The sequence below is a fragment of the Microbulbifer okhotskensis genome (assembly GCF_023895975.1).
In the GTDB taxonomy this organism is placed as follows: Bacteria; Pseudomonadota; Gammaproteobacteria; order Pseudomonadales; family Cellvibrionaceae; genus Microbulbifer; species Microbulbifer okhotskensis.
Map to the genome: position 1 here is coordinate 38047 of NZ_JALBWM010000018.1, position 22231 is coordinate 60277.

The 22231-nt window shown below is 51.9% G+C and carries 27 protein-coding genes and 1 tRNA gene; 4 read left to right on the forward strand and 24 right to left on the reverse strand.

Annotation, left to right across the window (positions count from 1 at the left end):
* Window positions 1-2: 2 nt before the first annotated feature.
* The 14 genes from MO867_RS06470 to MO867_RS06535 all read right to left on the reverse strand — a co-directional run bounded on the left by MO867_RS06470 (window position 3) and on the right by MO867_RS06535 (window position 11041).
* Window positions 3-629, reverse strand: coding sequence for a dUTP diphosphatase (locus MO867_RS06470; protein ID WP_252465444.1), 627 nt, complete (start codon window positions 627-629; stop codon window positions 3-5).
* A gap of 23 nt (window positions 630-652) precedes the next feature.
* The gene (locus MO867_RS06475) at window positions 653-1429 is read right to left on the reverse strand and encodes a TatD family hydrolase (RefSeq protein ID WP_252465445.1); all 777 of its coding nucleotides are present in this window, start codon (window positions 1427-1429) and stop codon (window positions 653-655) included.
* Window positions 1430-1436: 7 nt separating this feature from the next.
* Window positions 1437-1790: a PilZ domain-containing protein gene (locus MO867_RS06480; protein ID WP_252465446.1), complete on the reverse strand. Its 354-nt coding sequence runs from the start codon at window positions 1788-1790 to the stop codon at window positions 1437-1439.
* 102 nt (window positions 1791-1892) lie between these two features.
* Complete coding sequence (locus MO867_RS06485) at window positions 1893-2918, reverse strand: DNA polymerase III subunit delta' (RefSeq protein WP_252465447.1); 1026 nt, start codon at window positions 2916-2918, stop codon at window positions 1893-1895.
* A 60-nt stretch (window positions 2919-2978) separates the two neighbouring features.
* Entirely contained in the window at window positions 2979-3599 is a 621-nt protein-coding gene (gene tmk / locus MO867_RS06490; protein ID WP_252465448.1) for a dTMP kinase, read from the reverse strand.
* Window positions 3599-4663: an endolytic transglycosylase MltG gene (gene mltG, locus MO867_RS06495; protein WP_252465449.1), complete on the reverse strand. Its 1065-nt coding sequence runs from the start codon at window positions 4661-4663 to the stop codon at window positions 3599-3601. Before mltG ends, tmk begins: the two co-directional genes overlap by 1 nt.
* On the reverse strand, window positions 4660-5430 hold the full coding sequence (locus tag MO867_RS06500) for an aminotransferase class IV (RefSeq protein ID WP_252465450.1): 771 nt from the start codon (window positions 5428-5430) through the stop codon (window positions 4660-4662). The genes mltG and MO867_RS06500 overlap by 4 nt, the downstream gene beginning before the upstream one ends.
* 46 nt (window positions 5431-5476) lie before the next feature.
* On the reverse strand, window positions 5477-6718 hold the full coding sequence (gene fabF / locus MO867_RS06505; protein WP_252465451.1) for a beta-ketoacyl-ACP synthase II: 1242 nt from the start codon (window positions 6716-6718) through the stop codon (window positions 5477-5479).
* A gap of 195 nt (window positions 6719-6913) precedes the next feature.
* Window positions 6914-7150 (reverse strand): acyl carrier protein, encoded by a 237-nt coding sequence (acpP, locus tag MO867_RS06510; protein ID WP_152453358.1) that lies wholly within the window; start codon window positions 7148-7150, stop codon window positions 6914-6916.
* 225 nt (window positions 7151-7375) lie between these two features.
* Entirely contained in the window at window positions 7376-8131 is a 756-nt protein-coding gene (fabG, locus tag MO867_RS06515) for a 3-oxoacyl-ACP reductase FabG (protein WP_252465452.1), read from the reverse strand.
* Between the two features lie 46 nt (window positions 8132-8177).
* Window positions 8178-9122 carry an ACP S-malonyltransferase gene (gene fabD, locus MO867_RS06520; protein WP_252465453.1) on the reverse strand — a complete coding sequence of 315 codons (945 nt, stop codon included), beginning with the start codon at window positions 9120-9122 and terminating at the stop codon, window positions 8178-8180.
* Window positions 9123-9170: 48 nt separating this feature from the next.
* Complete coding sequence (gene plsX / locus MO867_RS06525; protein WP_252465454.1) at window positions 9171-10226, reverse strand: phosphate acyltransferase PlsX; 1056 nt, start codon at window positions 10224-10226, stop codon at window positions 9171-9173.
* A 3-nt stretch (window positions 10227-10229) separates the two neighbouring features.
* Complete coding sequence (gene rpmF / locus MO867_RS06530) at window positions 10230-10424, reverse strand: 50S ribosomal protein L32 (protein WP_252465455.1); 195 nt, start codon at window positions 10422-10424, stop codon at window positions 10230-10232.
* Window positions 10425-10498: 74 nt separating this feature from the next.
* Entirely contained in the window at window positions 10499-11041 is a 543-nt protein-coding gene (locus MO867_RS06535) for a YceD family protein (RefSeq protein ID WP_252465456.1), read from the reverse strand.
* Window positions 11042-11147: 106 nt separating this feature from the next.
* Between MO867_RS06535 and MO867_RS06540 the strand changes: the two genes are divergently transcribed.
* Window positions 11148-11762: a Maf family protein gene (locus MO867_RS06540; protein WP_252465457.1), complete on the forward strand. Its 615-nt coding sequence runs from the start codon at window positions 11148-11150 to the stop codon at window positions 11760-11762.
* On the opposite strand, the gene MO867_RS06545 is transcribed toward MO867_RS06540, so the two are convergent.
* Both MO867_RS06545 and rluC read right to left on the reverse strand, forming a co-directional pair.
* Entirely contained in the window at window positions 11740-12381 is a 642-nt protein-coding gene (locus tag MO867_RS06545; RefSeq protein ID WP_252465458.1) for an HAD-IA family hydrolase, read from the reverse strand. The genes MO867_RS06540 and MO867_RS06545 overlap by 23 nt on opposite strands.
* Before the next feature lie 14 nt (window positions 12382-12395).
* Window positions 12396-13391 (reverse strand): 23S rRNA pseudouridine(955/2504/2580) synthase RluC, encoded by a 996-nt coding sequence (rluC, locus tag MO867_RS06550; RefSeq protein WP_252465459.1) that lies wholly within the window; start codon window positions 13389-13391, stop codon window positions 12396-12398.
* Between the two features lie 782 nt (window positions 13392-14173).
* Here rluC and MO867_RS06555 point away from each other — a divergent pair.
* Window positions 14174-17140, forward strand: coding sequence for an Rne/Rng family ribonuclease (locus MO867_RS06555; RefSeq protein ID WP_252465460.1), 2967 nt, complete (start codon window positions 14174-14176; stop codon window positions 17138-17140).
* Window positions 17141-17302: 162 nt separating this feature from the next.
* Window positions 17303-17390 (forward strand) — tRNA-Ser (locus MO867_RS06560).
* A 136-nt stretch (window positions 17391-17526) separates the two neighbouring features.
* On the opposite strand, the gene MO867_RS06565 is transcribed toward MO867_RS06560, so the two are convergent.
* The 6 genes from MO867_RS06565 to MO867_RS06590 form a co-directional block, all read right to left on the reverse strand.
* Window positions 17527-17724: a hypothetical protein gene (locus tag MO867_RS06565; RefSeq protein WP_252465461.1), complete on the reverse strand. Its 198-nt coding sequence runs from the start codon at window positions 17722-17724 to the stop codon at window positions 17527-17529.
* A gap of 204 nt (window positions 17725-17928) precedes the next feature.
* On the reverse strand, window positions 17929-18072 hold the full coding sequence (locus MO867_RS06570; protein ID WP_252465462.1) for a hypothetical protein: 144 nt from the start codon (window positions 18070-18072) through the stop codon (window positions 17929-17931).
* A 344-nt stretch (window positions 18073-18416) separates the two neighbouring features.
* Window positions 18417-18914: a hypothetical protein gene (locus MO867_RS06575; RefSeq protein WP_252465463.1), complete on the reverse strand. Its 498-nt coding sequence runs from the start codon at window positions 18912-18914 to the stop codon at window positions 18417-18419.
* Window positions 18911-19645 (reverse strand): AHH domain-containing protein, encoded by a 735-nt coding sequence (locus tag MO867_RS06580; protein ID WP_252465464.1) that lies wholly within the window; start codon window positions 19643-19645, stop codon window positions 18911-18913. The genes MO867_RS06575 and MO867_RS06580 overlap by 4 nt, the downstream gene beginning before the upstream one ends.
* 80 nt (window positions 19646-19725) lie before the next feature.
* On the reverse strand, window positions 19726-20271 hold the full coding sequence (locus MO867_RS06585) for an HNH endonuclease family protein (protein WP_252465465.1): 546 nt from the start codon (window positions 20269-20271) through the stop codon (window positions 19726-19728).
* A gap of 658 nt (window positions 20272-20929) precedes the next feature.
* Window positions 20930-21106: a hypothetical protein gene (locus MO867_RS06590; RefSeq protein ID WP_252465466.1), complete on the reverse strand. Its 177-nt coding sequence runs from the start codon at window positions 21104-21106 to the stop codon at window positions 20930-20932.
* Window positions 21107-21402: 296 nt separating this feature from the next.
* On the opposite strand from MO867_RS06590, the gene MO867_RS23535 reads away from it, so the two are divergent.
* On the forward strand, window positions 21403-21525 hold the full coding sequence (locus MO867_RS23535; RefSeq protein ID WP_256473838.1) for a hypothetical protein: 123 nt from the start codon (window positions 21403-21405) through the stop codon (window positions 21523-21525).
* A gap of 48 nt (window positions 21526-21573) precedes the next feature.
* Here MO867_RS23535 and MO867_RS06595 read toward each other — a convergent pair whose 3' ends face one another.
* Together MO867_RS06595 and MO867_RS06600 are read right to left on the reverse strand one after the other, a co-directional pair.
* Window positions 21574-21768, reverse strand: a complete 195-nt coding sequence (locus MO867_RS06595) for a hypothetical protein (RefSeq protein ID WP_252465468.1) — start codon at window positions 21766-21768, stop codon at window positions 21574-21576.
* Window positions 21765-22151, reverse strand: coding sequence for a hypothetical protein (locus MO867_RS06600; protein WP_252465469.1), 387 nt, complete (start codon window positions 22149-22151; stop codon window positions 21765-21767). Before MO867_RS06600 ends, MO867_RS06595 begins: the two co-directional genes overlap by 4 nt.
* Window positions 22152-22231: the final 80 nt, after the last annotated feature.

A 22231-nucleotide genomic window follows, 5' to 3' on the forward strand; every position in this document is an offset into this window, starting at 1 on the left:
GGTTATGCCAGTGCTAAATCACGGTAGCGCTCCTGTAGGGCTGCGTAGACCTGATCACTATAATCGGTAGCAGCCGAGTCCAGCAGGCTGGTAATTTCAGCCAAGTGCTCATTATCTTCGCGCCCTGCCCAGTTTTTTATATAACTGCCATCTTTATAGCCGTTATCCTGACGGAATCGATTGAGTACGTTTTTACCAACATAACGTTGGTACAACTCAGCGAAAGTCATTTCGACATCGGCCAATAATTGAGCAAAACCAATAAGATCAAATTGCTTGCCGGCCAATGTATTCAGGGTGAAAGATTCGAGATTCTCACGAAAATCACCTGGAGCCCGTCGGGCGCTTTCCAATTCCAAAAGCATGGTTTCCGATACTTGCTGTGGCGACCCCTGCTGCAACTCCAGGCTTAACCCAAAGTGCCAAATATCCACTAGTTCAAGTTTAACTTGATCCATTTCAGGCTGCTGCTTTTTCCACCACTTCCATCCGTAGTGGTCTAAAAGCTCTGCACTCTCAACCCAAATTGCTCGATACCAAGCAAAGTTTTGCGCGCGCCAATTTTCATTAACGACGGTGTTAATGTCATCTTGCAGAGTCAGCATGACCTGCAGCTGCTGCTTAATCATAGGGTACATCCAAAAGGCCCGGATCAAACCGCCCGGGGGAATAATCTGAAAAAGTTCTCTGAAGTAATTTCAGCCAACTGCTCGTAAGGAATACCTCGAAGCTCAGCGACATACTCTGCCACTTCGCGTACGTAGGCCGGGATATTGGGCTTGCCTCGGTAAGGCACAGGGGCCAAATAAGGGGAGTCAGTCTCAACCAACAAGCGATCCAAAGGTAACTTGCGCGCAACATCCCTTAATTCTTCGGCATTTTTAAACGTGACGATGCCAGAAAGGGAAATATAGTAATTGAGATCCAGAGCCGCCTTAGCCATTTCCCAATTTTCTGTAAAGCAATGAAGAACACCGGCGGTTCTTGTATCACCGTGCTCTTTAATCAACGCAATAGTATCTTCCCGCGCATCTCGCGTATGGACTATTACTGGAAGCTCAGTACGCCCTGCTGCTTGCAAGTGAGCGATAAAACTCTGCTGCTGAACCTCCCGGGTTTCAGTACTGTAGTAATAGTCCAAGCCGGTCTCCCCCAGTGCCACGACACCAGGCCGGCTCGCCATTTCTATCAACTGGTCAACACCCGCCATACCAGAGTCAACATCTAACGGGTGTACGCCAACCGAACAAACCACATCCTGGTAACGAGCTGCAATATCCACTACCGCATTTGCATTTTCCAGGCTGATACCGACACAAAGAAATTTGCCTACACCGCGACTGCGAGCAAGCTCCAGCACGGCATCCAAATCGCCATCAAATTTATCGAGTTTAAGTCTGTCCAGATGACAGTGAGAATCTACAAGCATTAGAGGGTTACAACGTATGAGTTGGGCGGCTGGATTCTAAAGTTCCCGCCAGGTAAGTTTCAATCTTGTTTTGCGCGATATTGTCCTTATCACCAAATTGAACACCAATACCTGGAGTACGATTGCCCTCGGCACCGTTTGGAGTAATCCAAATCACCTTACCTGCAACAGGGATTTTTTCCGGTTCGTCCATCAAACTCAGGAGTAAAAACACCTCATCACCAAGGCTGTATGATTTGTCTGTACTGATAAACAAGCCACCATTCTTGACGAAGGGCATATAGGCTGCATAAAGCACAGATTTATCCTGGATTTTCAGTGACAGGATGCCGTTTCTGGCACCACCTCCCATGGCTTTCATGGACAACCTCAATGTTTCTTAATGATGCGCTAACTTATCTAAGCCAACTGCCTGTGTCCAGACAGCCAGAAAGGGACAGATGCCCTTTTGTGATGAACAACGTTAACTGAACAACTTTGCCCATCGGATCAACAGCTCCTCAAGGAGCAAGCGTCGATTGGGGTTTGTGGTTCCCTTCAAGCCCTTGCGCGCCTGCAGTACGTGGTCATAAAACACGAATACCGATTGCAGACTTTGCTCTCTCTCGCCCGGTATTCTCTGCAACAACGCCATAATCTGAGTATCGCCAGTCACGTCGCAACTGCGGAAATGTAACATTTGGGTTAGCCAGTGCTGCCAAAAAAGAAGCAGTTGAGCCAGCTCAACATTGTCCGGTGGTACTTCCCAACGCCCTGCAGTAGGCACCGCACTGGCCGTGGCCTGGGCTACAGCAATCAAATCCCGAAAGAATTGCTCTCGCACATCTCTCGACTTTGGCTCAGCTAATTCTGCAGCCAATAACGGCGCACCACCCGCAAGATCAAGTAAGCGCTGCGCCAGCTGCTCATCCAAGCCGCTATTGCTCAGCCACTGTAATGCCATTTCTTCAGCCGGGGGCGGGAAGCCAATGGATTGGCATCGACTTTTTATCGTTGGCAGAAGCCCTGTTGGCGCATCGGTAACAAGTAAAAAAATGACCGAGGCCGCCGGCTCCTCGAGATTTTTTAGCAATGCATTGGCCGCATTGATATTCATTGATTCCGCTGGAGACAACCAAACCAGACGAACCCCGCCGCGACCACTGGTACGCGACACAAAACTACCCAATTGCCGGATCTGCTCAACCTTTAAAGGACCACCGGGCTTTTCTGGCTCAACACGCAAAAAATCGGGATGTGAGCCCGCCATCCAAAGACGGCAATCCTTACATTCACCGCACGCCTGCCCCGCCCTGGGCTGCTTGCAGAGAGCCAGTGCAGAAAAAGCATCCGCAAATTGCCGCTTACCCAAACCCGCCGACCCCATCAATAAAAGCGCGTGGGGACAGCGCCCAGCCTGCCATTGGGTACCCAGTCGCTGCCACTGGGCACTGTGCCAAGGTAGCGGCGCCGGTATCGGTTTATGTGCAAAGGTTTCAGGCACTGACATCAGCCACACTTCCTGTCATGTTGAAAATACACCCATTGGGCAAGGTCGCACTGTTAGTATTCAGAGCAGACGTTCTAATTGCCGGCCAAGCTCTTGCTGCACCCGCTCAAGGGGTTGGCTGGCATCGACAATGGCATAGCGGGCTGGAAAAGCCTCGGCACGCTCTAGGTAGGCAGCACGTACCCGATTGAAAAATACTAAATGCTCACTCTCAAAACGATCTGCATCGCCAGTACGGGCAGCACGCTGAAGACCAGTTTCAGGGTCGAGATCAAGCAGGAGTACCTTGTCTGGTCGCAGATTTTTCTGAACGGTCTGCTCCAGCTGCTCAATCAAAGTTCGATCCAGTTCCCGCCCTCCACCTTGGTAGGCATAGGTGGCATCGGTGAAGCGATCACAAATCACCCAGTCGCCGCGATCCAGCGCAGGAAGTATGACTTGCGAAAGATGTTGTGCGCGAGCCGCAAACACCATTAACAATTCTGCCGTCGGGTCTACGGACTCTTTGCGCTTGGCCAGCAGTAGCTCCCGGAGTTGCTCTGCCAATGGAGTGCCCCCCGGCTCTCTGGTTTGAATAAACTTGATATTGTGTTTTTTTAACCACTCAGTGATGTAAAGTAAGTTGGTGGATTTACCAACGCCCTCCACACCCTCCAAGGTGATAAATTTGCCGTGCGACACTAATTATTTCCTTTTGTCGGGCGCGAGCGGTAATCCGCTCGTCTTTTCAGCTGATACTCTTGCACCGCACGGTTGTGCTCCATCAGCGTTGCTGAGAAATGATGAGAGCCATCCCCTTTACCCACAAAATAAAGGCTCTTACCCGGCTTGGGGTTTAATGCGGCGCGGATCGCTGCTCGCCCGGGCAGGGCAATTGGTGTTGGGGGGAGGCCATTAATAACATAGGTGTTATACGGCGTAGGCAGACGCAAGTGGGTTCTGGTCAGATTACCATCAAAGTCATCACCCAAACCGTAGATTACCGTTGGGTCCGTCTGCAGGCGCATCCCCATATTAAGCCTGCGTACAAAAACGCCGGCAATTTCACTGCGCTCCGACGGCTGTCCGGTTTCCTTTTCAATAATCGAGGCCATTATCAATGCCTCATAGGGTGACTTATATGGGAGATCATCCCCTTTAGCCCGCCACTCCTCACCGAGAACTTTCTGCATCCGATCGTAAGCCTGACGCAGCAATTCTATATCCGTGGTGCCGGACCGATAAACGTAGGTATCAGGAAAAATCCACCCCTCTACCTCTCCTTCTTTGAGACCAAGTGCGTGGGCCACAGCACTCACATTACTACCCGCCTCAGACAGGACAATATTTTTACCGGACCTGATTTGCCTCAGAGCTTGACGAAAAGTCCACCCCTCCAGCAAGGTAACCCGATAGCGGGTAACTTCACCACGGTTCAGGCGCGTAACCAAGTCCCTCGCACTACTACCAAAGGGGACCAAGTACTCACCAGAATGAATTTCTGTCTTGCCTTCCCAGTAGGCATAGGCGAGAAGTAACCTTGGCCACTGAATAACACCTTCAGCTTGCAGGCCCCTCAGCGTCCGGGACAGACTTCCGCCCTTGTCGACCTGGAGCTTCAGGCCCTCTTGAGTAATTGGCAGTGGGGATTCAAGAGCTCCCCTCACCACCCACAAAGAAGCGGCCGCGACCAGGCAAAGCAAAATGAACCCACCAAAAAGCAGCTTCAACACCTTCCAAGCGGAACCCGCTTGTTTTTTTTTCACCACAATTTTTCCACTATAAGCTTTTGTAGCCTTTGGGTTTCAGGGCCCACAGACCACGTCTTGTAGCCGACGATCTCTACCACCGGTAGTACACCGCGAACACTGTTACAAAGGGCCAATTCATCGGCCCTGCAGAGTGCCGCAATGTCCATATCCCGCACCTGCCAAAAGGTATGACTGAAAAGCCACTCCCTCATGACACCGCGAACTCCGCAACGCTGAAGGTTGGGTGTCACCCACTCCTTACCAAAACGCGCCAAGATATTGCAGCGCAAACTCTCGACCACTCTTCCAGCAGAGTCCAACATCAAGCCATCCAGGCACTGCCTATCTGGGAGCTCCGCTTTTGCAGCATTATATCGGTTGCGGGCCAAAGTTTTGCAGCCCAGGTTCAAATTACCATTCACGGACAACGTCGTCGAACAGGGAAACAGTCGCGTCCCAACCTGTTCCTCTCTGGTCATTTCCAGCGGACGGAACGCTAGATCCCAACATGCTTTCCCCTCAATACTCCCGATACGCAATCGCGCAATCGCCCCGGCCCACGGGCAAGCAGCTGCCGACATTAACGTCGCCTGCTCAATTTCCGCCAGATATGCCCCTCCTAGAACACCTGCTCGCTGCAAACGGGCACGATGAAGAGGCCATAGGGGCAGGCTTCCGTTGTGACAACGCACTGTTTCGAGGATTCCATCGACATAGTCAGCATCTAGGGGCAACTGATCGACAGTTCGCCCCCTAAGATACGACTGAGGTAGCTGGTGCATTCAATTCCCGAACCAAATCCGCCCACCCCGCGAGTGGACGAAAGAATCAGACTCGCTTAAAGATCAGTGACCCGTTGGTACCGCCGAAACCAAAAGAGTTGGAGAGAACAGCATTGACTCCTATTGACTGGGCTTCGTGAGGCACCAGATTAATACCGGCACAGGCCTCATCTGGGCTAAAAAGGTTTGTCGTGGGGGGAGCCACTTGATCACGCAGTGATAGCACTGAGAAAACAGCTTCAATAGCGCCGGCAGCCCCCAACAAATGGCCAGTCATAGACTTGGTAGAGCTCACCGCGAGCGTATCCGTCGCACCGGCAAAAACCTCGTGAACCGCCAGGATCTCAGCTTTGTCACCCAGAGTGGTCGAAGTTCCGTGGGCATTGATATATTGGATATCGCTGGGATTCATACCCGAGTCCCTCAAGGCATTCTCCATGGAGCGCGCCGCTCCTGCACCATCTTCAGGCGGAGAGGTCATATGGAAAGCATCGCCACTCATACCAAAACCGGCAACTTCCGCATAAATTTTGGCTCCACGGGCTTTTGCACACTCATATTCTTCCAGGACAAGTACTGCTGAACCCTCACCCAGAACAAATCCGTCGCGATCCTTATCCCAGGGCCTACTGGCTGCCTGCGGATCATCATTGCGTGTAGATAGAGCCCTGGCAGCGCAGAAGCCGCCAAGCCCCACAGGAGTGGTAACCATTTCCGCACCACCACACACCATAACATCCGCATCACCATGCTGAATCGTGCGAGCACCGAGACCGATGGCGTGAGTACCTGTTGTACAGGCTGTTGTTACTGACAGATTCGGCCCCTTGAGGCCGAACTTAATAGACAGGTTCCCTGCAACCATATTGATAATGGCTCCAGGCACAAAAAATGGCGATACTCGGCGCGGGCCTTTCTCGGCAATCAGCAACGAATTGTTTTCAATTGCCATGATGCCGCCCATACCGGACCCAATACAGGTACCCATTCGCGGGCCGAGCTCTTCACTGATCTCCAGGCCGCTATCTTGAATTGCCTGTATGCCGGCAATCAGACCGTACTGTAAAAAGGTATCCATCTTGCGCGCTTCTTTAGCGGGCATATACGGCGAGGGATCAAAGCTCTTTACGGTAGCGGCAAAACGGGTTGAAAAAGCCGAGACATCAAATGAATCGATCGGAACTACACCACTAGCCCCCTGCAAAACCCCAGACCAAGTATCCTCTAGGGTGTTACCTAGCGGGCTCACGACACCCATTCCGGTTACAACAACTCTTCTGTGCGACACTTCGCTCCCCCCTGAAATTTTCTGCTACCGTCCATCACCAATGTAGCCAAAAGAACAACATCCGGTCAGCAGTCACAATTCCATAGTACCAATAAAAAAGAAAGCCGCGCTATGGAACATAGGGCGGCTTTCAGATTCGTTTGGCTACGCACAGCAATTCGCTGTCTGCGGCCAAACTAAACTACCCAGCAGGAATTAACCAAGGTTATCCTTGATGTAATCAATTGCCAGCTGAACAGTAGTGATTTTCTCAGCTTCTTCATCGGGGATTTCAGTCTCGAATTCCTCTTCCAAAGCCATTACCAGCTCAACTGTGTCGAGTGAGTCAGCGCCCAGATCTTCAACAAAAGAGGCTTCAGGTTTTACGTCTTCTTCCTTAACGCCCAGTTGTTCAGCAACGATCTTTTTAACGCGCTCTTCAATGCTGCTCATGATTCAATTTAACTCCTAGTGGGTAAAAATCTGTTTTAGTCGTAATGTTTCTTCACCGTATCCAATTTTGTTGGTGATAACGACCGGCTCACACAGCTTTTGGATAATTCAGAGGCCATTGTACCCCAAGTTTTTCGGGATGTAATGCACCGCCCCTCAACACCATCAGCAAAAACATAAATTTCTCTAAAATCAATAAGTTAAAGAGAAATTTTGAAACACAAACTACGCCATGTACATACCGCCATTAACATGGATCGTCTCGCCAGTGACATAGCCTCCAGCATCGCTCGCCAGGAAAGAAACCACCGAAGCAATCTCTTCCGGGCTTCCAAGCCTGCCGAGAGGAATCTTGCCCAAGAGCAACTCGCGCTGTGCCTCAGGTAAGACTTTTGTCATATCAGTATCAATAAAGCCGGGAGCCACAGTATTTATTGTGATCCCGCGAGAGCCCACCTCCGCAGCCAATGAGCGGGCAAACCCAGCCACACCAGCTTTGGTCGCAGCATAGTTGCTCTGACCGGCATTACCCATACTGCCAACGACGGAGCTGATATTAATAATCCGCCCCCATCGCGCCTTGGTCATATCGCGCAAGCAAGCCTTACTCATGCGATAGACGGCTGTCAAATTGGTGCTGACGACTGAATCCCACTCGTCATCTTTCATCCGCATCAGCAGATTGTCCTTAGTAATCCCCGCATTATTAACCAGGATCGCAGGAGCACCAAACTCATTTTTAATCGCAACATGAAGCTCTGAAATACTTTCGGCACTGGTAACATCCAATACCTTACCAGCACCTGCAATGCCGGCATCAGCAAAACGGGTACTGATTTTTTCAGCGCCAGGTAGACTAGTGGCAGTACCAATAACTGTGGCACCCATTCCACCAAGCATGTTAGCAATTGCTGCGCCAATACCGCGGCTGGCGCCAGTCACCAAAGCAACTTTACCCTCAAGGGAAATCTGTAAGGTCATTCTCACTTAATCCTTATTCGACTACTGGAGCTGTCTTCTGTGTAACTTAAACCGCTGTGGTTCTCAGCGCTTCGTTAAAGTTACCGGAACTATCAATTGCATGACAGGCCACACTCCGATCGATACGCTTGACCAGCCCTCCCAGCACTTTACCGGGGCCGCACTCAACCATTTGGCTCACGCCGGAGCCAATAACTTTCTGCACACAGGCTGTCCAGCGTACCGGGCGATAGATCTGCTCAATCATCAGAGACTTAATCGCCTCTGGATCGGCTTCAAGTTCAGCGTGAACATTGTGAACAATCGGAATTTCTGGCGCGTTAAAATTTGTTACCTCAATTTGAGGTGTTAATTTTTCTGCAGCGGGGCGCATCAGCTCAGTGTGAAATGGCGCACTGACCGGCAACGGCATCGCCTTTTTAGCGCCTGCAGCTTTACAGGCTTCGATCGCGCGCTCTACTGCTGTGCGACTGCCGGCAATAACAATCTGGCCGGGAGAGTTATAGTTAACCGCAGCAACCACTTCGCCCTGAGCAGAAGCAGCACAAGCCACCTCAACCTCTTTATCATCAAGGCCAATAATTGCTGCCATCGCTCCCTCTCCTGCGGGAACCGCCTCTTGCATCAAGCGACCACGCTCCCGCACCAGATGTACTGCATCCTTAAATGCGAGGGCGCCAGAACACACCAAAGCGGACCATTCGCCAAGGCTGTGGCCCGCCATATATACGGGCTGAGAGCCACCACGGGAACGCCACAAGCGGTATAGAGCAACACTAGAGGTCAACAGAAGGGGCTGGGTACGCTGGGTGAGATTGATCGCATCCTGCTCGCCATTCTGACAGAGATCCCAAAGGTCATAACCGAGCACATCCGAAGCGTCGGCGAAAGTTGCCTGAATCTCGGGCGCCTCCTGAGCTATCTCAGAGAGCATACCTATTTTCTGAGAGCCCTGTCCCGGAAAGACAAATGCGAGTTCAGCATTGGTCATAAGATATCCTTAAACCTAAATTTGGCTGATTTCAGCAGGGGGAAGTAGCTATTTATCCATCGTCCGTGGAGCGCCACTACCAGGCTGCGCCATAGCGGCACCAACTCTAGCAGCCAGGTCCGCATCGGCACACTCCTTTGCCGTGACCATCGCCCGATAAAATGCTTCGCTACTGGCGCCACCGTGACTCTTAATCACGTTGCCCTTCACCCCTACAAAGCTGGCGCCATTATAGCGGGCAGGTTCCACCTGTGTACGCCATTTTCGCAACAGCTTTATGGCCAATTGGCCAAAAAAGCGCTTGAAACACCCACTTTTTTCAATAGTGAACGCTTTTTGACCCATTAGTCGAATCACACCCTCAGCAGATTTCATGGCCACATTACCCATCAGGCCATCGCAGACAACCACATCAACCGCACCGGTAAAAATGTCATGCCCCTCAACAAAGCCGACATAATTGACCTCAGGGTCTGCCTCGAGCAACCCCGCAGCCCGACGGATTTCGGCACTCCCCTTGTGAGCCTCGGCCCCAATATTGAGCAGAGCCACTTTGATATCACCATTACTGCTGCGGGAAGTATGGATACGCTGCGCCTCGATACCCATACGCGCAAATTGGAGCAAATCCTCCGCACTGCAATCCACGTTGGCACCAAGATCCAATAAGTAGCAGGAACCCGTGCCAGAGGGCACAGACTTGCCTAGCGCCGGTTTTCTAACGCCTTTTATATTCCCGAGAATACTGCGACTCAGCGCCAACAAGGCCCCAGTGTTACCCGAGGTGACGGCAGCCTGTACCTCGCCCACAGAAACACTCATCAACGCCATAGCCATGGTGGAATCACGCTTGTGGCGTACAGCCTGCAGCGGATTGCATTCTTGGGTAATGACTTGCTCACAATGAATAATTTCAAGACGGCTGACAGCGCGGGGGGGGCGGTGCTGCTCTTGGATCAGAGACTGAAGCTCTGCACGCGGACCGAATAGCTTCAGCTGCGCTTCGGGGAAGTTTTGAAGGAACCTAATACAAGCCGGAACGACAGAGCGGGGACCTAAGTCCCCGCCCATTGCATCCACGGCCAATCGCAATTGGCTGGACAAAGCTTACTCTTCTTCGGAGCCGCCGCTAACTTCAATCACTTTGCGACCACGGTAAAAACCGTCTTTGGTCACATGGTGACGAAGGTGCTTCTCACCAGTAGTCGGATCTACAGAAAGGGTTGCACCAGCACCCAAAGCATCATGGGAACGGCGCATACCGCGACGGGAACGAGTTTTCTTGTTTTGTTGAACAGCCATTGCTAGCTCCTAAAATAAACAAATTTCGCCGGAACCGGGGCGCCTACCGGCGAGCCCTAACTCATCGGAAAATCCTAAGATTTACCCGACGAACCCTTCAACTGCTCCAGCACTTTAAAGGGGTTTGCCTGTTGCTCATCCGCCGCTGTAGTCTCATCGCCAAAACGAAAGCTCTCTTTCGAGACACACTCTTCTTGGTGATAAGCCACCATTGGCAGATTAAGCAAAATTTCATCTTCAAGGATCGGGTACAGGTCTAGCTCATCGCCATCCTGAATCACCGGGTCCAAATCTTTGGAGAGGGCTTTGCCCTGCTCCTCAGTCCACACGATACCCCAGCCAAATTCCGCTTCAATATGCTCGCGAACCGGCTTCAGGCAACGCTGACATAACAGGTCAACGGTCAGCTGCAATTTTCCGCTAACAACACGATGACCTTGCAGGTTCCGTCCAAACTGCAACTGAATACAAATATGCCCATCGACAGACTCAACAGCACTGCTGAGTCGAGCCAAGGACTCCAACGGCAAAATACCATCGAAGGTCTGCTCTCGTTGCACCAATTTTCGAGCGTCAATGCTCTCTGGTAATACTGATTTAGAGGGGGGTATCGACATAAGCGCGCAATTCTATGGACTCACCTTAACCTTGTCAAAACAATTCAGACATTGCAGTATCGCCCGGTCACAAACTTCATTTCAGCGCAGCGGAAAAATCACTCGAATGTCTCACCCTCTAATGCTAGCTTCCGGCTCCCCTTATCGCAGGACCTTACTGCAACAGCTTGGCCTTCCTTTCCAGCATGCCTCACCTCAGACAGATGAAACTCCTCGCGCCGGCGAGCCGGCAGACGCCCTATCTCTGCGCCTCGCCAGCGAAAAAGCCCAGGCTCTGGCGACAAGCTACCCCAAGGCACTGATCATCGGCTCTGACCAGGTAGCCTCCTGCAACAGCAAAATACTCGGAAAACCAGGCAGCCAACAACGCGCGATCGAACAGCTGCAAACCTGCAGCGGGCAAAAAGTCGTATTTCACACCGGCTTAAGCGTACTGAACAGCGAAAGCGGAGAACAGCTCAGCGGCACTGAAACATTTACCGTTTATTTTCGTGACCTCAGTCACAAACAAATTGAGCGGTACGTAGCACTGGAACAACCCTACGATTGCGCCGGCTCATTCAGGGTAGAGGGGCTAGGGATCGTGCTTTTCGAAAAACTGGAAGGCTCAGATATCAACACACTGGTCGGGTTACCACTTATCCGCCTGGTGAGCATGCTGGCCAATTTTGGCGTGGACCCACTGGATCCACGCACAGTCACACCAGTGGCGGCCAGCTGAGCAACTCAGGAAATTGATCAATAATTACTACCGGACGGCACGCTTTCAGTCGAGATGGGCAGTGGGCGCCATAGCTCACCCCAATAGAAGACATACCAATCGCCGCAGCCATCTCCAAATCGTACACAGTGTCCCCCACCATCACTGCCTGCTCAGCGGCACTACCCACCTCAAGCAGTAACTCATTCAACATTAAGGGGCTGGGCTTAGAGGCGGTTTCATCCGCACAGCGGCTTGCAGTAAATAAATGACCAAGGCCATGCTCCTCAAGCTCACGATCGAGACCGCGCCGACTTTTGCCGGTGGCAACCGCCAATTGATGACCCGCGCAAAGCAGGTGGTCGAGAGCTTCCAATACACCATCAAAAAGCGGCAAGGGATTGACTCGAGCCTCCATCCACTCCTCGGAATAATACTGCCGCATCGCGAGCCTTTCCTCGCTGACAGCCTCGGGGAATAAAGTTGACACCGCCTCAGGCAATCCGAGTCCGATAATATTACTGACCGCCTCGGGAGCTAACACCGGCAAACCGGCCCTGTCCGCCGCGCGCAGCATACAGTCGACAATGCGCGCCTCAGAGTTACAGATCGTTCCATCCCAATCGAAAATAACTAACATAACTAAAGAACGCCCTATCCCTTCTTTAACCTGCCCAGCACAACACTTAACTCTCCCGGCAAAGGCGCCTCGACTTCCACTGCAGCCCCGCCCGGCAACGTACAACGCACAGACGCCGAGTGTAAAAATAACCGCTTGAGACCCCGCTGGCGAAACTCGCGATTGACCTCATCCGAAGTGTATTTGCTATCACCGGCCAGCGGACACCCCACAAATTGTGCGTGAACACGAATTTGATGTGTTCGCCCAGTAACCGGTTCCGCCGAAAGTAGTGTTGCCGTCGAGAATCTCTCCAGCAGCCTAAAGCGAGTTTCAGACGCCTTCCCTTCCGGGTGAACTGACACCATTCGCTCACCACTTTTCAGGGTGTTTTTGCGTAGCGGCGCCTCAACAACCCGGCGACCCCGAGGCCACTTACCCACCGCTAACGCCAAATAGGACTTACCGATACGACCCGCTCGCAACTCCGACTGGACATGCTGCAAGACCGACCGCTTGCGAGCGACCATGATTGCGCCACTGGTATCCCGGTCGAGACGGTGGACCAGCTCAATAAACGGGCTCTGCGGATACATTTGACGCAACACCTCGATCAAGCCAAGCCTGACACCGCTACCACCATGAACCGCAAGGCCAGCGGGCTTATTGATTACCATCAGCCCATCACTATCGAAAAGTATGGACTCCTGTATCAGTTGGCGCAGCGACTCACCAGCCAGGGGCGCTGACATCTGCTCAGCAACACGAATTGGCGGCACTCGCACCACATCGCCAGCCTTTAACTTGTATTCAGCCTTTATTCGTCCTTTATTTACTCTTACCTCGCCCTTGCGCAGGATTCGGTATATACGTGAACGCGGCACACCTTTGAGGCGCGCCAGAAGGAAATTATCAATCCTCTGCCCCGCCAACTCGTCAGGTACAGTTAAAAGCTGTACGCCACTAGATGGTTTCGAGGTTTTCGAGGAGGTCTCGGCCGCAGCCGTTTTAAGGGGAGGTATACTTCGCATGACGCGCATCATAGCGTTGCAAGGGATACAATTGAAGCACCCTCCGGCCCATGCTATATTCGGCCGGCCTGGATTCAGCTCGTTTTCGGCCACTGGCGGCTTCCCACATGAAGAGATAGCCATGGTTTCGGAGAAAACATTGCCATTCGGCCGGTGCGCGGGAATGCCGCGTCATTGATAAAACTCAGCTGTTGAGATGACCCCCAACAACGAGAACCCGAGGGGAACTCACTAGCAACAACAGCCCGCGGTTATGCGGGTAATTATCGCGAAGGTAAGACGGGCCGTGACCCGCAGCGCTTGAAAGGACGACTCAAACTTGCGTCCGGTTCTGCAGAAAATGACAAGCCAGCAACCGAACTGGCGACCAGGGCAGCATAGCTTCCGCAAGCCTGGTAGAAAATTAAGAAAGTAAGTATCAGCCAAAAGCTGAACTGCAGAATCTCTGACTATTGACGCAAACCTTGCCGCCCAGCATGAAACAAACCAAGGGGCGGCGCCCAACCCTGCCATGGAAACCTGTGGCACCGGTACAGGGCAGTACTAACAAAAGGTACTGAAGGTACCAACGGATGGCGCGCTAGCAGCGCGTATCTGGAGTTTTTGCAGTGTGAAAAATAGGCGAACACCGATCTCTACAAGTCGCATAGATTCAAGGCGCGACTGAGACGGTACAGCTTATATCCCTGCCCTGCTAGGTGGTCCTCTCCACCCGGCAGCCGACAAGCAAGTCTGTGAATAACGGTGTCCTGCCTTTGCGCAACGCAAGGAAAAAGACACGCATGAAGAGAATGCTAATCAACGCAACCCAACCTGAAGAGTTGCGTGTTGCCCTGGTCGATGGCCAGTGGCTCTATGATCTGGATATTGAGAATCGTACTCGTCAACAGAAAAAAGCGAACATCTACAAAGGTAAAATTACCCGCGTAGAACCCTCCCTCGAGGCCGCATTCGTCGATTATGGCGAAGAGCGCCACGGCTTCCTCCCCCTGAAAGAAATCTCTCGCGAGTACTTTCTCAAGCAACCCAGGGATATCGAAGGCCGCATCAAAATCAAAGATGTTGTCAAAGAAGGAATGGAAGTCATTGTTCAGGTCGACAAAGAAGAGCGCGGCAACAAGGGCGCCGCTCTCACCACCTTTGTCAGCCTCGCCGGGCGCTACCTGGTTCTGATGCCCAACAACCCTCGTGCCGGCGGAATTTCCCGCCGCATTGAAGGTGATGAACGTTCAGAGCTTCGTGACGCACTTTCCAGCGTAGATGTTCCCTCAGGAATGGGGATCATCGTACGCACAGCCGGTGTTGGCCGCAGTGGCGATGAGCTGCAGTGGGATCTGAACTACCTACTGCAGCTGTGGACCGCAATCAAGGAAGAAGCCGATACCTCCAGAGCGCCGCATTTCCTCTTCCAGGAAAGCAACGTCATTATCCGCGCCATCCGTGATTACATGCGCGACGATATTGGCGAGGTTATTGTTGACGACAAAGGTGCTTACCAGTTGGCAGCAGAGTTTGCCCGCCAAGTCATGCCTCACTACGCCAATAAGGTGAAGTACTACGAAGACGCCATCCCCCTGTTCAATCGCTACCAGATCGAAAGCCAGATCGAAACCGCATTTGAGCGCGAAGTAAAACTGCCGTCCGGTGGCTCAATCGTCATTGATGTCACCGAGGCCCTTGTCTCTATCGACATCAACTCCTCCCGCGCCACCAAGGGCGGCGATATCGAAGAGACCGCTCGCACGATCAATCTGGAAGCTGCCGATGAGATTGCCCGCCAGTTGCGTCTACGCGACATGGGCGGACTGGTAGTAATCGACTTTATCGACATGCAGAGCAAGTCCAGCCAGCGCGAAGTTGAAAAACGCATGGAAAAGGCCCTCGGCATGGATCGCGCCCGCGTTCAGGTCGGCCGCATCTCACGTTTCGGCCTGCTGGAAATGTCTCGCCAGCGCCTGCGTCCATCCTTGGGAGAAACGACTTTCCGAGTCTGCCCTCGCTGCAGCGGGCAGGGCACTATTCGCGGCACAAAATCTCTCGCCCTCTCCATCCTTCGACTGGTAGAAGAAGAAGCGAAAAAAGAGCGCAGCGCAGAGATTCGCGCAATCACATCAGTGAATGTCGCCACCTATCTGCTCAATGAAAAGCGCAAAACGATTTCCCAAATCGAATCCCGCAACTCCACCCGTGTAGTTGTTGTCCCCAACGCTGAAATGGAAACGCCGCATTTTGAGGTTCAGCGCCTGCGCGACGACGACACAGCCACCCTGGAGACCTCTTACAAAATCTCCGGCACTGCCGAAGAAACAATGACCAAGAAAGAGGAAAAGCCGCAACGCACCCCCGCGCAGCCGGCCGTGCAGCAAATAGCTCATACTGCACCCGCGCCAACTCCCGAGAAGAAAGAAGAGCCGGGACTTTTCAGCCGACTGATGAGTGCAATTGCCTCCCTCTTCTCCACCAAGGAAGAGGAACCTAAGCAACAGCAGAAATCTACGAATCGTGGCAGGGACCAGCAGCAACGCAACCGCAATCGCAACCAGCGCGGAAATCGCAACGGTCGCCCGCCCCGCCGCAAAGATGATCGGCGCGAGGATAATAAGCGCGACGACCAACAGGAAGAGAGGCGTGCGACGAAATCCGATGAGCACGAAAATACATCTGAGCGCCAAGGTGAGGGTCAACGCCGCCGCCGTCGTCGTCGCAATGACAACCGTCGCAAAGACGACAACCGCACACAGGTAGTAGAGACTGAAAACACAACTGAATCCACCGAACAAACCAACGACAGCTCCGAGCAGCAACGTCCATCACGTCGCCCAGGCAACGTGCGCGGCCGCCCTCAAACACGTCGTCGCGGTGGCCAACGTAGTGAAAATACCGCCGCAACTACCGTTGCGCACAACCAGGAAGAACTGGATCGCGAGGTAAACGAGGCAATCGACGAGGCCGAAGGCGAAGTTCGCAAAGGCCAGGGCTCAGTAAAAGAGGCTCGCACCGAGGCTCCAGTCAACAAACCCAAAGCGAGAGCCAAATCCACAGAGACAGAAAGGCCCCGGAGAGCACCCAAGCCTGCGGCAGCCGCCAAGCCTGCGATTACCATGCCGGCACGGACAGCCTTTGAGGAAAAACCGGAAACTAAAGAGCGAACCCGCGAGCCTGCCACCCAGCAGCCGAGCACCCCGAAAGCACCTCGCCCTGCAGTTACCGAACAGCAGCCAACAGCCGTTAAAAGCGAACAGCCGAAAGCCCCTGAAACCACCAAGGCTGTAGCCTCCGAGCCGGTCGCCGCTGCGGTGCAATTCCCCAAACAAAAGGCAACGAAAACTGAAGTGCCACCGGCGCCCCCAACCCAGGCCGCGCCTGCAGAGCCAGAAGCCGCCGAGGAAATTGTCCTGGAAGAAGCTCACGCTGCGGCAGAAGCCCTGCAAGAGCGGACCGACGTTAGCGCACCCGAAGCCCGGGAAGAAGCTATTGCGGTTGAACTCGCAGCCTCCGAGGAAGAACCCCAAGCTCCAAATCAAGGACGCGCAGGCAATGACCCACGGATTAACCCTCAACCGCTGAGTGAACTATCAATCGTCACCGAGCGCCGTCAAACCGGCTCCCAGCAAGCACTGGATACCGCGCAACCGGCAGCGATTGAGCACAAACCCCGAGCCCTGACTCGCCCGACCAACGATCCGCGCACAGCCCGCAAGGCAGAAGCCAACGCAGATATCGACCGCGACTCCGCAGAAGCGAGCTAAAAGATATCTAACCAAGCCGCCCCGTTTAACATCGGGGCGGCTTACCTCTGACAGCAAGCTTGAAGCTGGTCAATAAATCACCTAACTCATTGAACTACTTAAAAAAATTTTGAATGGCGCTTGCATGTTCCAATAAGCCATGTATACTGCGCAGCATAATTTGGTGGGGTGGCTGAGTGGCCGAAAGCGGCGGTCTTGAAAACCGTTGACTGTAACAGGTCCCAGGGTTCGAATCCCTGCCCCACCGCCATTTTTTGTACAGAAAGCCCTGATTTTTCAGGGCTTTTTTGTTTCTGCCTTTTGTGATCCCCCACACAGTCCCCCACTTATTTTTTGCTTGCCTGCAACGGTTGCGCACCTGTTGCACTGTGGGGCTCATAGGAGAGTTACTTCAATAGCTCCTTAAGTTGGGCCTGCCTCTCGTTGAGGGCGTTCAGCTCATCTACAAGGGCATTGGTTGCCGCATCCAGATTGTTTATCTGTACCTTTAACATGTCCCTTAGCTTCGGATCGGCAGTGTCTGCGGTCATATCAATAGTGTTCAAGCAAGCGCGTATCTCGGCTTCAACCTCTATGAATGTCATGGTCCAACTCCTTCTTTCCGACGACACAGAAGCAATCTATTAAAATGCTGGATGAATATGCAGCATTCGGGACTGGATAAAGCCGGCGCCTCTTTCCTCGCGCTCAGGAAGTAAGGATATACGGGAGATGAGGGTGCTGGGCGGCACCTTGGAAGGCTTGTAGAAGCCGGATGGCTACTGCCGGAGGGACTTGGAGGGTGTGACTTACTTGTCCAGCCCCGCCAATATCTGAGCTGGCTCTTCATAGAAGAATTTCACCCCTTTTTTCTCTACCATGTCATAGGCTCTCATTTTTCCCGCACCCCAGACAGTGAGAATAAGGTCCATATCTTCCTGTACGGAGCTCAATGAGCCCGCCACATTGAAAACAAGAAGCCTCCCCTCCCTGGTACCAGCGCCAAAGCTGCAGGCTTGGGGGAAGAGCCGTTAGTATCGACATCACAAGAAGCGCCAAACCAACCCAAGGTGCAACCCAGAGCGCCCCATCCACCACCTTTGCAAATATTGGGATTCCAGCCAAAACCCCGGGAAGAAGCTTCCCCAAGAAAAACATGGCTAGAATAGAAAATAGCAGCAAGAAAGCGGGCCACCCAAACAACTTCAATAACATCCGTGTCTGCATTTCAATTACTTCCGTCCAGAATTGGCTTTCATTAACGCAGCAAATTGCTGCAACACATCTCTAAAAAGCTTCAGGCAAGAGCACTTACATCGCTTGTGAAGTAAATCCCAGCCAGCTGAGCCTTTTCCACCGCATCTCTAAAAACTTGGGAACAAATAAGATCAATGCCTACTGCTGGGGTTGCCTTATACAGGTCTCTGCCGACAGGCAACTCTTCTCCCTCATCCACCTTGAGTAAACAGTTAAAGAAATAATATTGACCTTGATCAGATTCCAATGGTAATAACTCACCAGCTTCCAACAAAAATGGTTCCAATGCGGCCTTAGCCTTCTCGTTCAAAATGAGATTACCGGATGTATAGAATGACCAATCGGGTATCTCTGTCGCATCCTGGTTTTCTTTCAGGACAAATTTGACCGGTTTCCAATACTCCTCAATGGGAAGGTTATGTATGGCTAAGTGCATTGCTACGCGACCGCCAATATGGGGGTCAAGCATCAACAAAAACTCTTTACTATCCATCGAAAGGGTATGAAATCGGTTCATATTCTCATGAAGTTTATTCATTTTCCGCTCCAGCTGGGGTCGGATCTTGAGGTCACTTGCTCTGGCTGAGTGCCGTCTTTTAAATGTGCCCGTAAAATCGACAGGGCCCCTCTCATGGCTTGCTCACTTGCTTTAAAGGAGACATTGGCATAGACCCATTTTTCATAGTTCAGAGTATGAATTTCTGAGTGGGCTGCTGTATTTGGATACGCCCAATGACCTTTGTCAGCCTTTGTGCGAGGCATCCAAACTCCGTTATCAGCGTCATTAACCCCAATGCCCTGCATATGCAACTCAACTCTTGCACGTGCGGCATCTTGGCCCTTACCTTTACCTTGCACCAAATGATGAGGAGTGAATCGGGGGCTTGGTTGGGGTCTACCATCCATGCGCATAAAGTTGGCTAACTTTTTAGTCGGATGATGTTTTTCATCAGCCAGTATCTCTTGCGCCTCCAACTGGCTTGCAAAATCACCTTCAGTTGCAACTCTTGCAGCCTGCCTATACTCCTCAAGCTGATGCTGGACCTCTACCTGAGTTAAAGCACGAAGCTTCTCATGCTTAAGGTGGAGGAGAGCAGATTCCAGCTGCTTTTCTCGCTTTGCCCGCTGCTCTTTCGTTTCATTCTCCAGCTGGGAGTTTTTACTGCTGTGGTAAGCTTTGGCTTTCCCCTCAAACTCTGTAATGGCGCGCTCTAAAGGGGTCATCTCATGATAATGAGGAGTGACCCGCTTTCCATGATCGTACTGCATTGTCTTCCCTCACTACTTGACATCTTAACCTGTTATTTCGCGCGATTTCCCCATATCGCGCTATACAGTTCACCCTAAATTTATTCCCTCAGAAGGGCTAAAACCTGAGCTGACTCTTCCCGAGAGAACTCCAACCCATACCTCTTCACTATCGCCATAAACCGCTGCACATAGATGGCCTGGACTGGTTCATAGGGTGGCATCCATTCATCGGGGCCTTTGTCGCCCTTGCTTTGGTTCCGGCCATCATCGACCAGCCACAGGTTCTCAGGGTCTTCAGCAAACTGTCGCTTTAGCTCTACAGTCCAATTGGCACCACCGTGCCCATGAGCCCATGAAAGAGGGACAATGTGTTCAACATCCAGGTCTGAGGCCAGGAAATAGAAATTCCCAGTGTAAGGGTCCAGCCATAGGCCTGTATCGACCGTGCAACGCTTGGCATTGGTAAAGGTTACTGGAGCAAGGGAGAATTGAACCAGCAGCTCGTGGCGGGTGCTCTGGCAGTCCCGATCAGTATCAGACCAGCGTGGCAGCCACTCATGACGGTCGTATTCATTGGTATTAGCTTCAGCCTCGAAACAGCCAGACAGAGCGGCGGATAAGATGATAGGTAGTATCAGGCGCATGACGACCCCTCACTGTTGTTTTGAGGAATCATATAAGACTGGTGGCGGAGCAACAAATACAAGAGATATCTCCAGCACTGCATCAAAAGTGCTGGTCATATTCTAAGCTACTTTTTTGCGGGAGACGGCTTGAAAATCTGATACATGACCAACATGCCGTCACGGTCCTTGGTCAGCGGCTTAAACCCATGGTGTTCATATAGGTTTACAAGAGGCTTGTTGGCATCCTCACATTCAAGGAGTATTACACTCCCACCTATAGCCTTCTGGGCGCGCATTAAAACTATGTATATTTCTTTTAATATGCGAGCCAAGTTAATACTTGTGGTAACCACTGCTTCATTTTTTGCTAACTGCCCTATTAGGAAGCCCCTCAGGCTTTGCCTGGGCATTCCGCCAGATACTTTCTTGGCTTGGTTTTTAGAGATCAGCGACCCTTCAAGGCTCACCTCCTTGAAAGATAGTGAGAAATAGCCGTGGACGATGGGCTCATCATCTTCCCCTATAAAAATAAAAGTGCGGGAGTGATGGCTTTCCTCAAACCGAACAGACCTTTCCTGGAGAAACTTTTCTACGTCAAGATTTCTCTTACATTTGAAGCTCTGAAGGATGACCTTAGCAGCCGCCTTTTTTTTATCTGAGCCGTCAAGAAAGTCTCTTAAAGAAATGAGAACTTCTGTAGTAATCGCTGTACTCCTTCCCTGGATTCAGCATCAATATCCCTATCTTTTACTTCTATTTCTGGAAAATTATCACTCCGGAAGTCTTCTTCAATTCTTGCTATATCCTCCGGATTAGTAACCACAAACGCCTTATCAAAGGATGCGGTAGCCATAACGACCTCCCTGTTTGTCTTATGGCGCATACGAAAACAAATTAACCTAGCTGTATGCAGACATCGATGCGGAGTTTACACATCTAAGAGTGTCCTGGGTTGTTTTACGCGTCAAAATTGACCCTTGAAATTATGCAGAATCATACGATTCTCCTTGACAGCCCGGCATTCACCCCGCTCTCACATCCATAGTAAACCAAATCGAGATGAGTGGGGCGCCAATAGCAAGAAGTTTCCACTTCGGTTTGATTGCCTTGAAGGAGGCGGAATATTCAACATGGATACGGGGGAGCTCTATGAAGCACCCAAGTATAGCTCTACTAAAACGCCTCAAAGAAGGGCTTGAGCAAATGGGCGAAACTCTGAATCGTATTGAAAAAGGTTTAGAGGCCCAAGCAAAAGAAAATAAAGCTGCCTAACCGCGTATCCTGTGAGATATAAAACCTCGCGCTTCGGCCCGAGGTTACCTATTTTATGGCCAGGACTCCCTGATTACGAGGCTCATCATCTTCACTCAGCAGTAGCGCGGGTTTCACCCCGGAAGGTGCAGGGGTACCCCCCAGCAACGCGCCAAATAAAGCAGCGGTATCGTTAGATACGGTGAAGTCACCTTCGGCAAGGCCGTTCTTTCTCAGGTCGCGCCAACGACGGCTTTTGCTCACCCACTAGGAATAGCCATAGCCGCAATAGAGCTATGCACCGCGAGGCGATTCGCCACTTCAACAATGCAATCGGACACCAAGTCCGCAACATGGTCAGCAACATTCACTGTCTGACCCGCATCAGTCTGTAGCGTTTGGGTTGCAACATAGACTTTATCCATTGCATCGCCGGCACCATCGGTCTGCACATTGTTTTGATCATCAATCACGGCGATGGTGCATTTCAATACCGCTGCGGCCTGGGCGTCGGCAGTTGCGGGCTCAGCGGCCTGAGTCACTGTTGCACGCACGATCGTGCCAGCACTATGGCCGTCATCGATGTTGTAGGCGAACTGCCAGGCTTCTAGACCCGGCACATCGTTTAAAGGGGAAAAGCTTGGCATTCTTGCTGCTCCTTAGGGTTTGTAGATTGCGTTATGGGTAATTACTCGGTGCTGAGGGTCAACACCTGCGGCATAGCTGA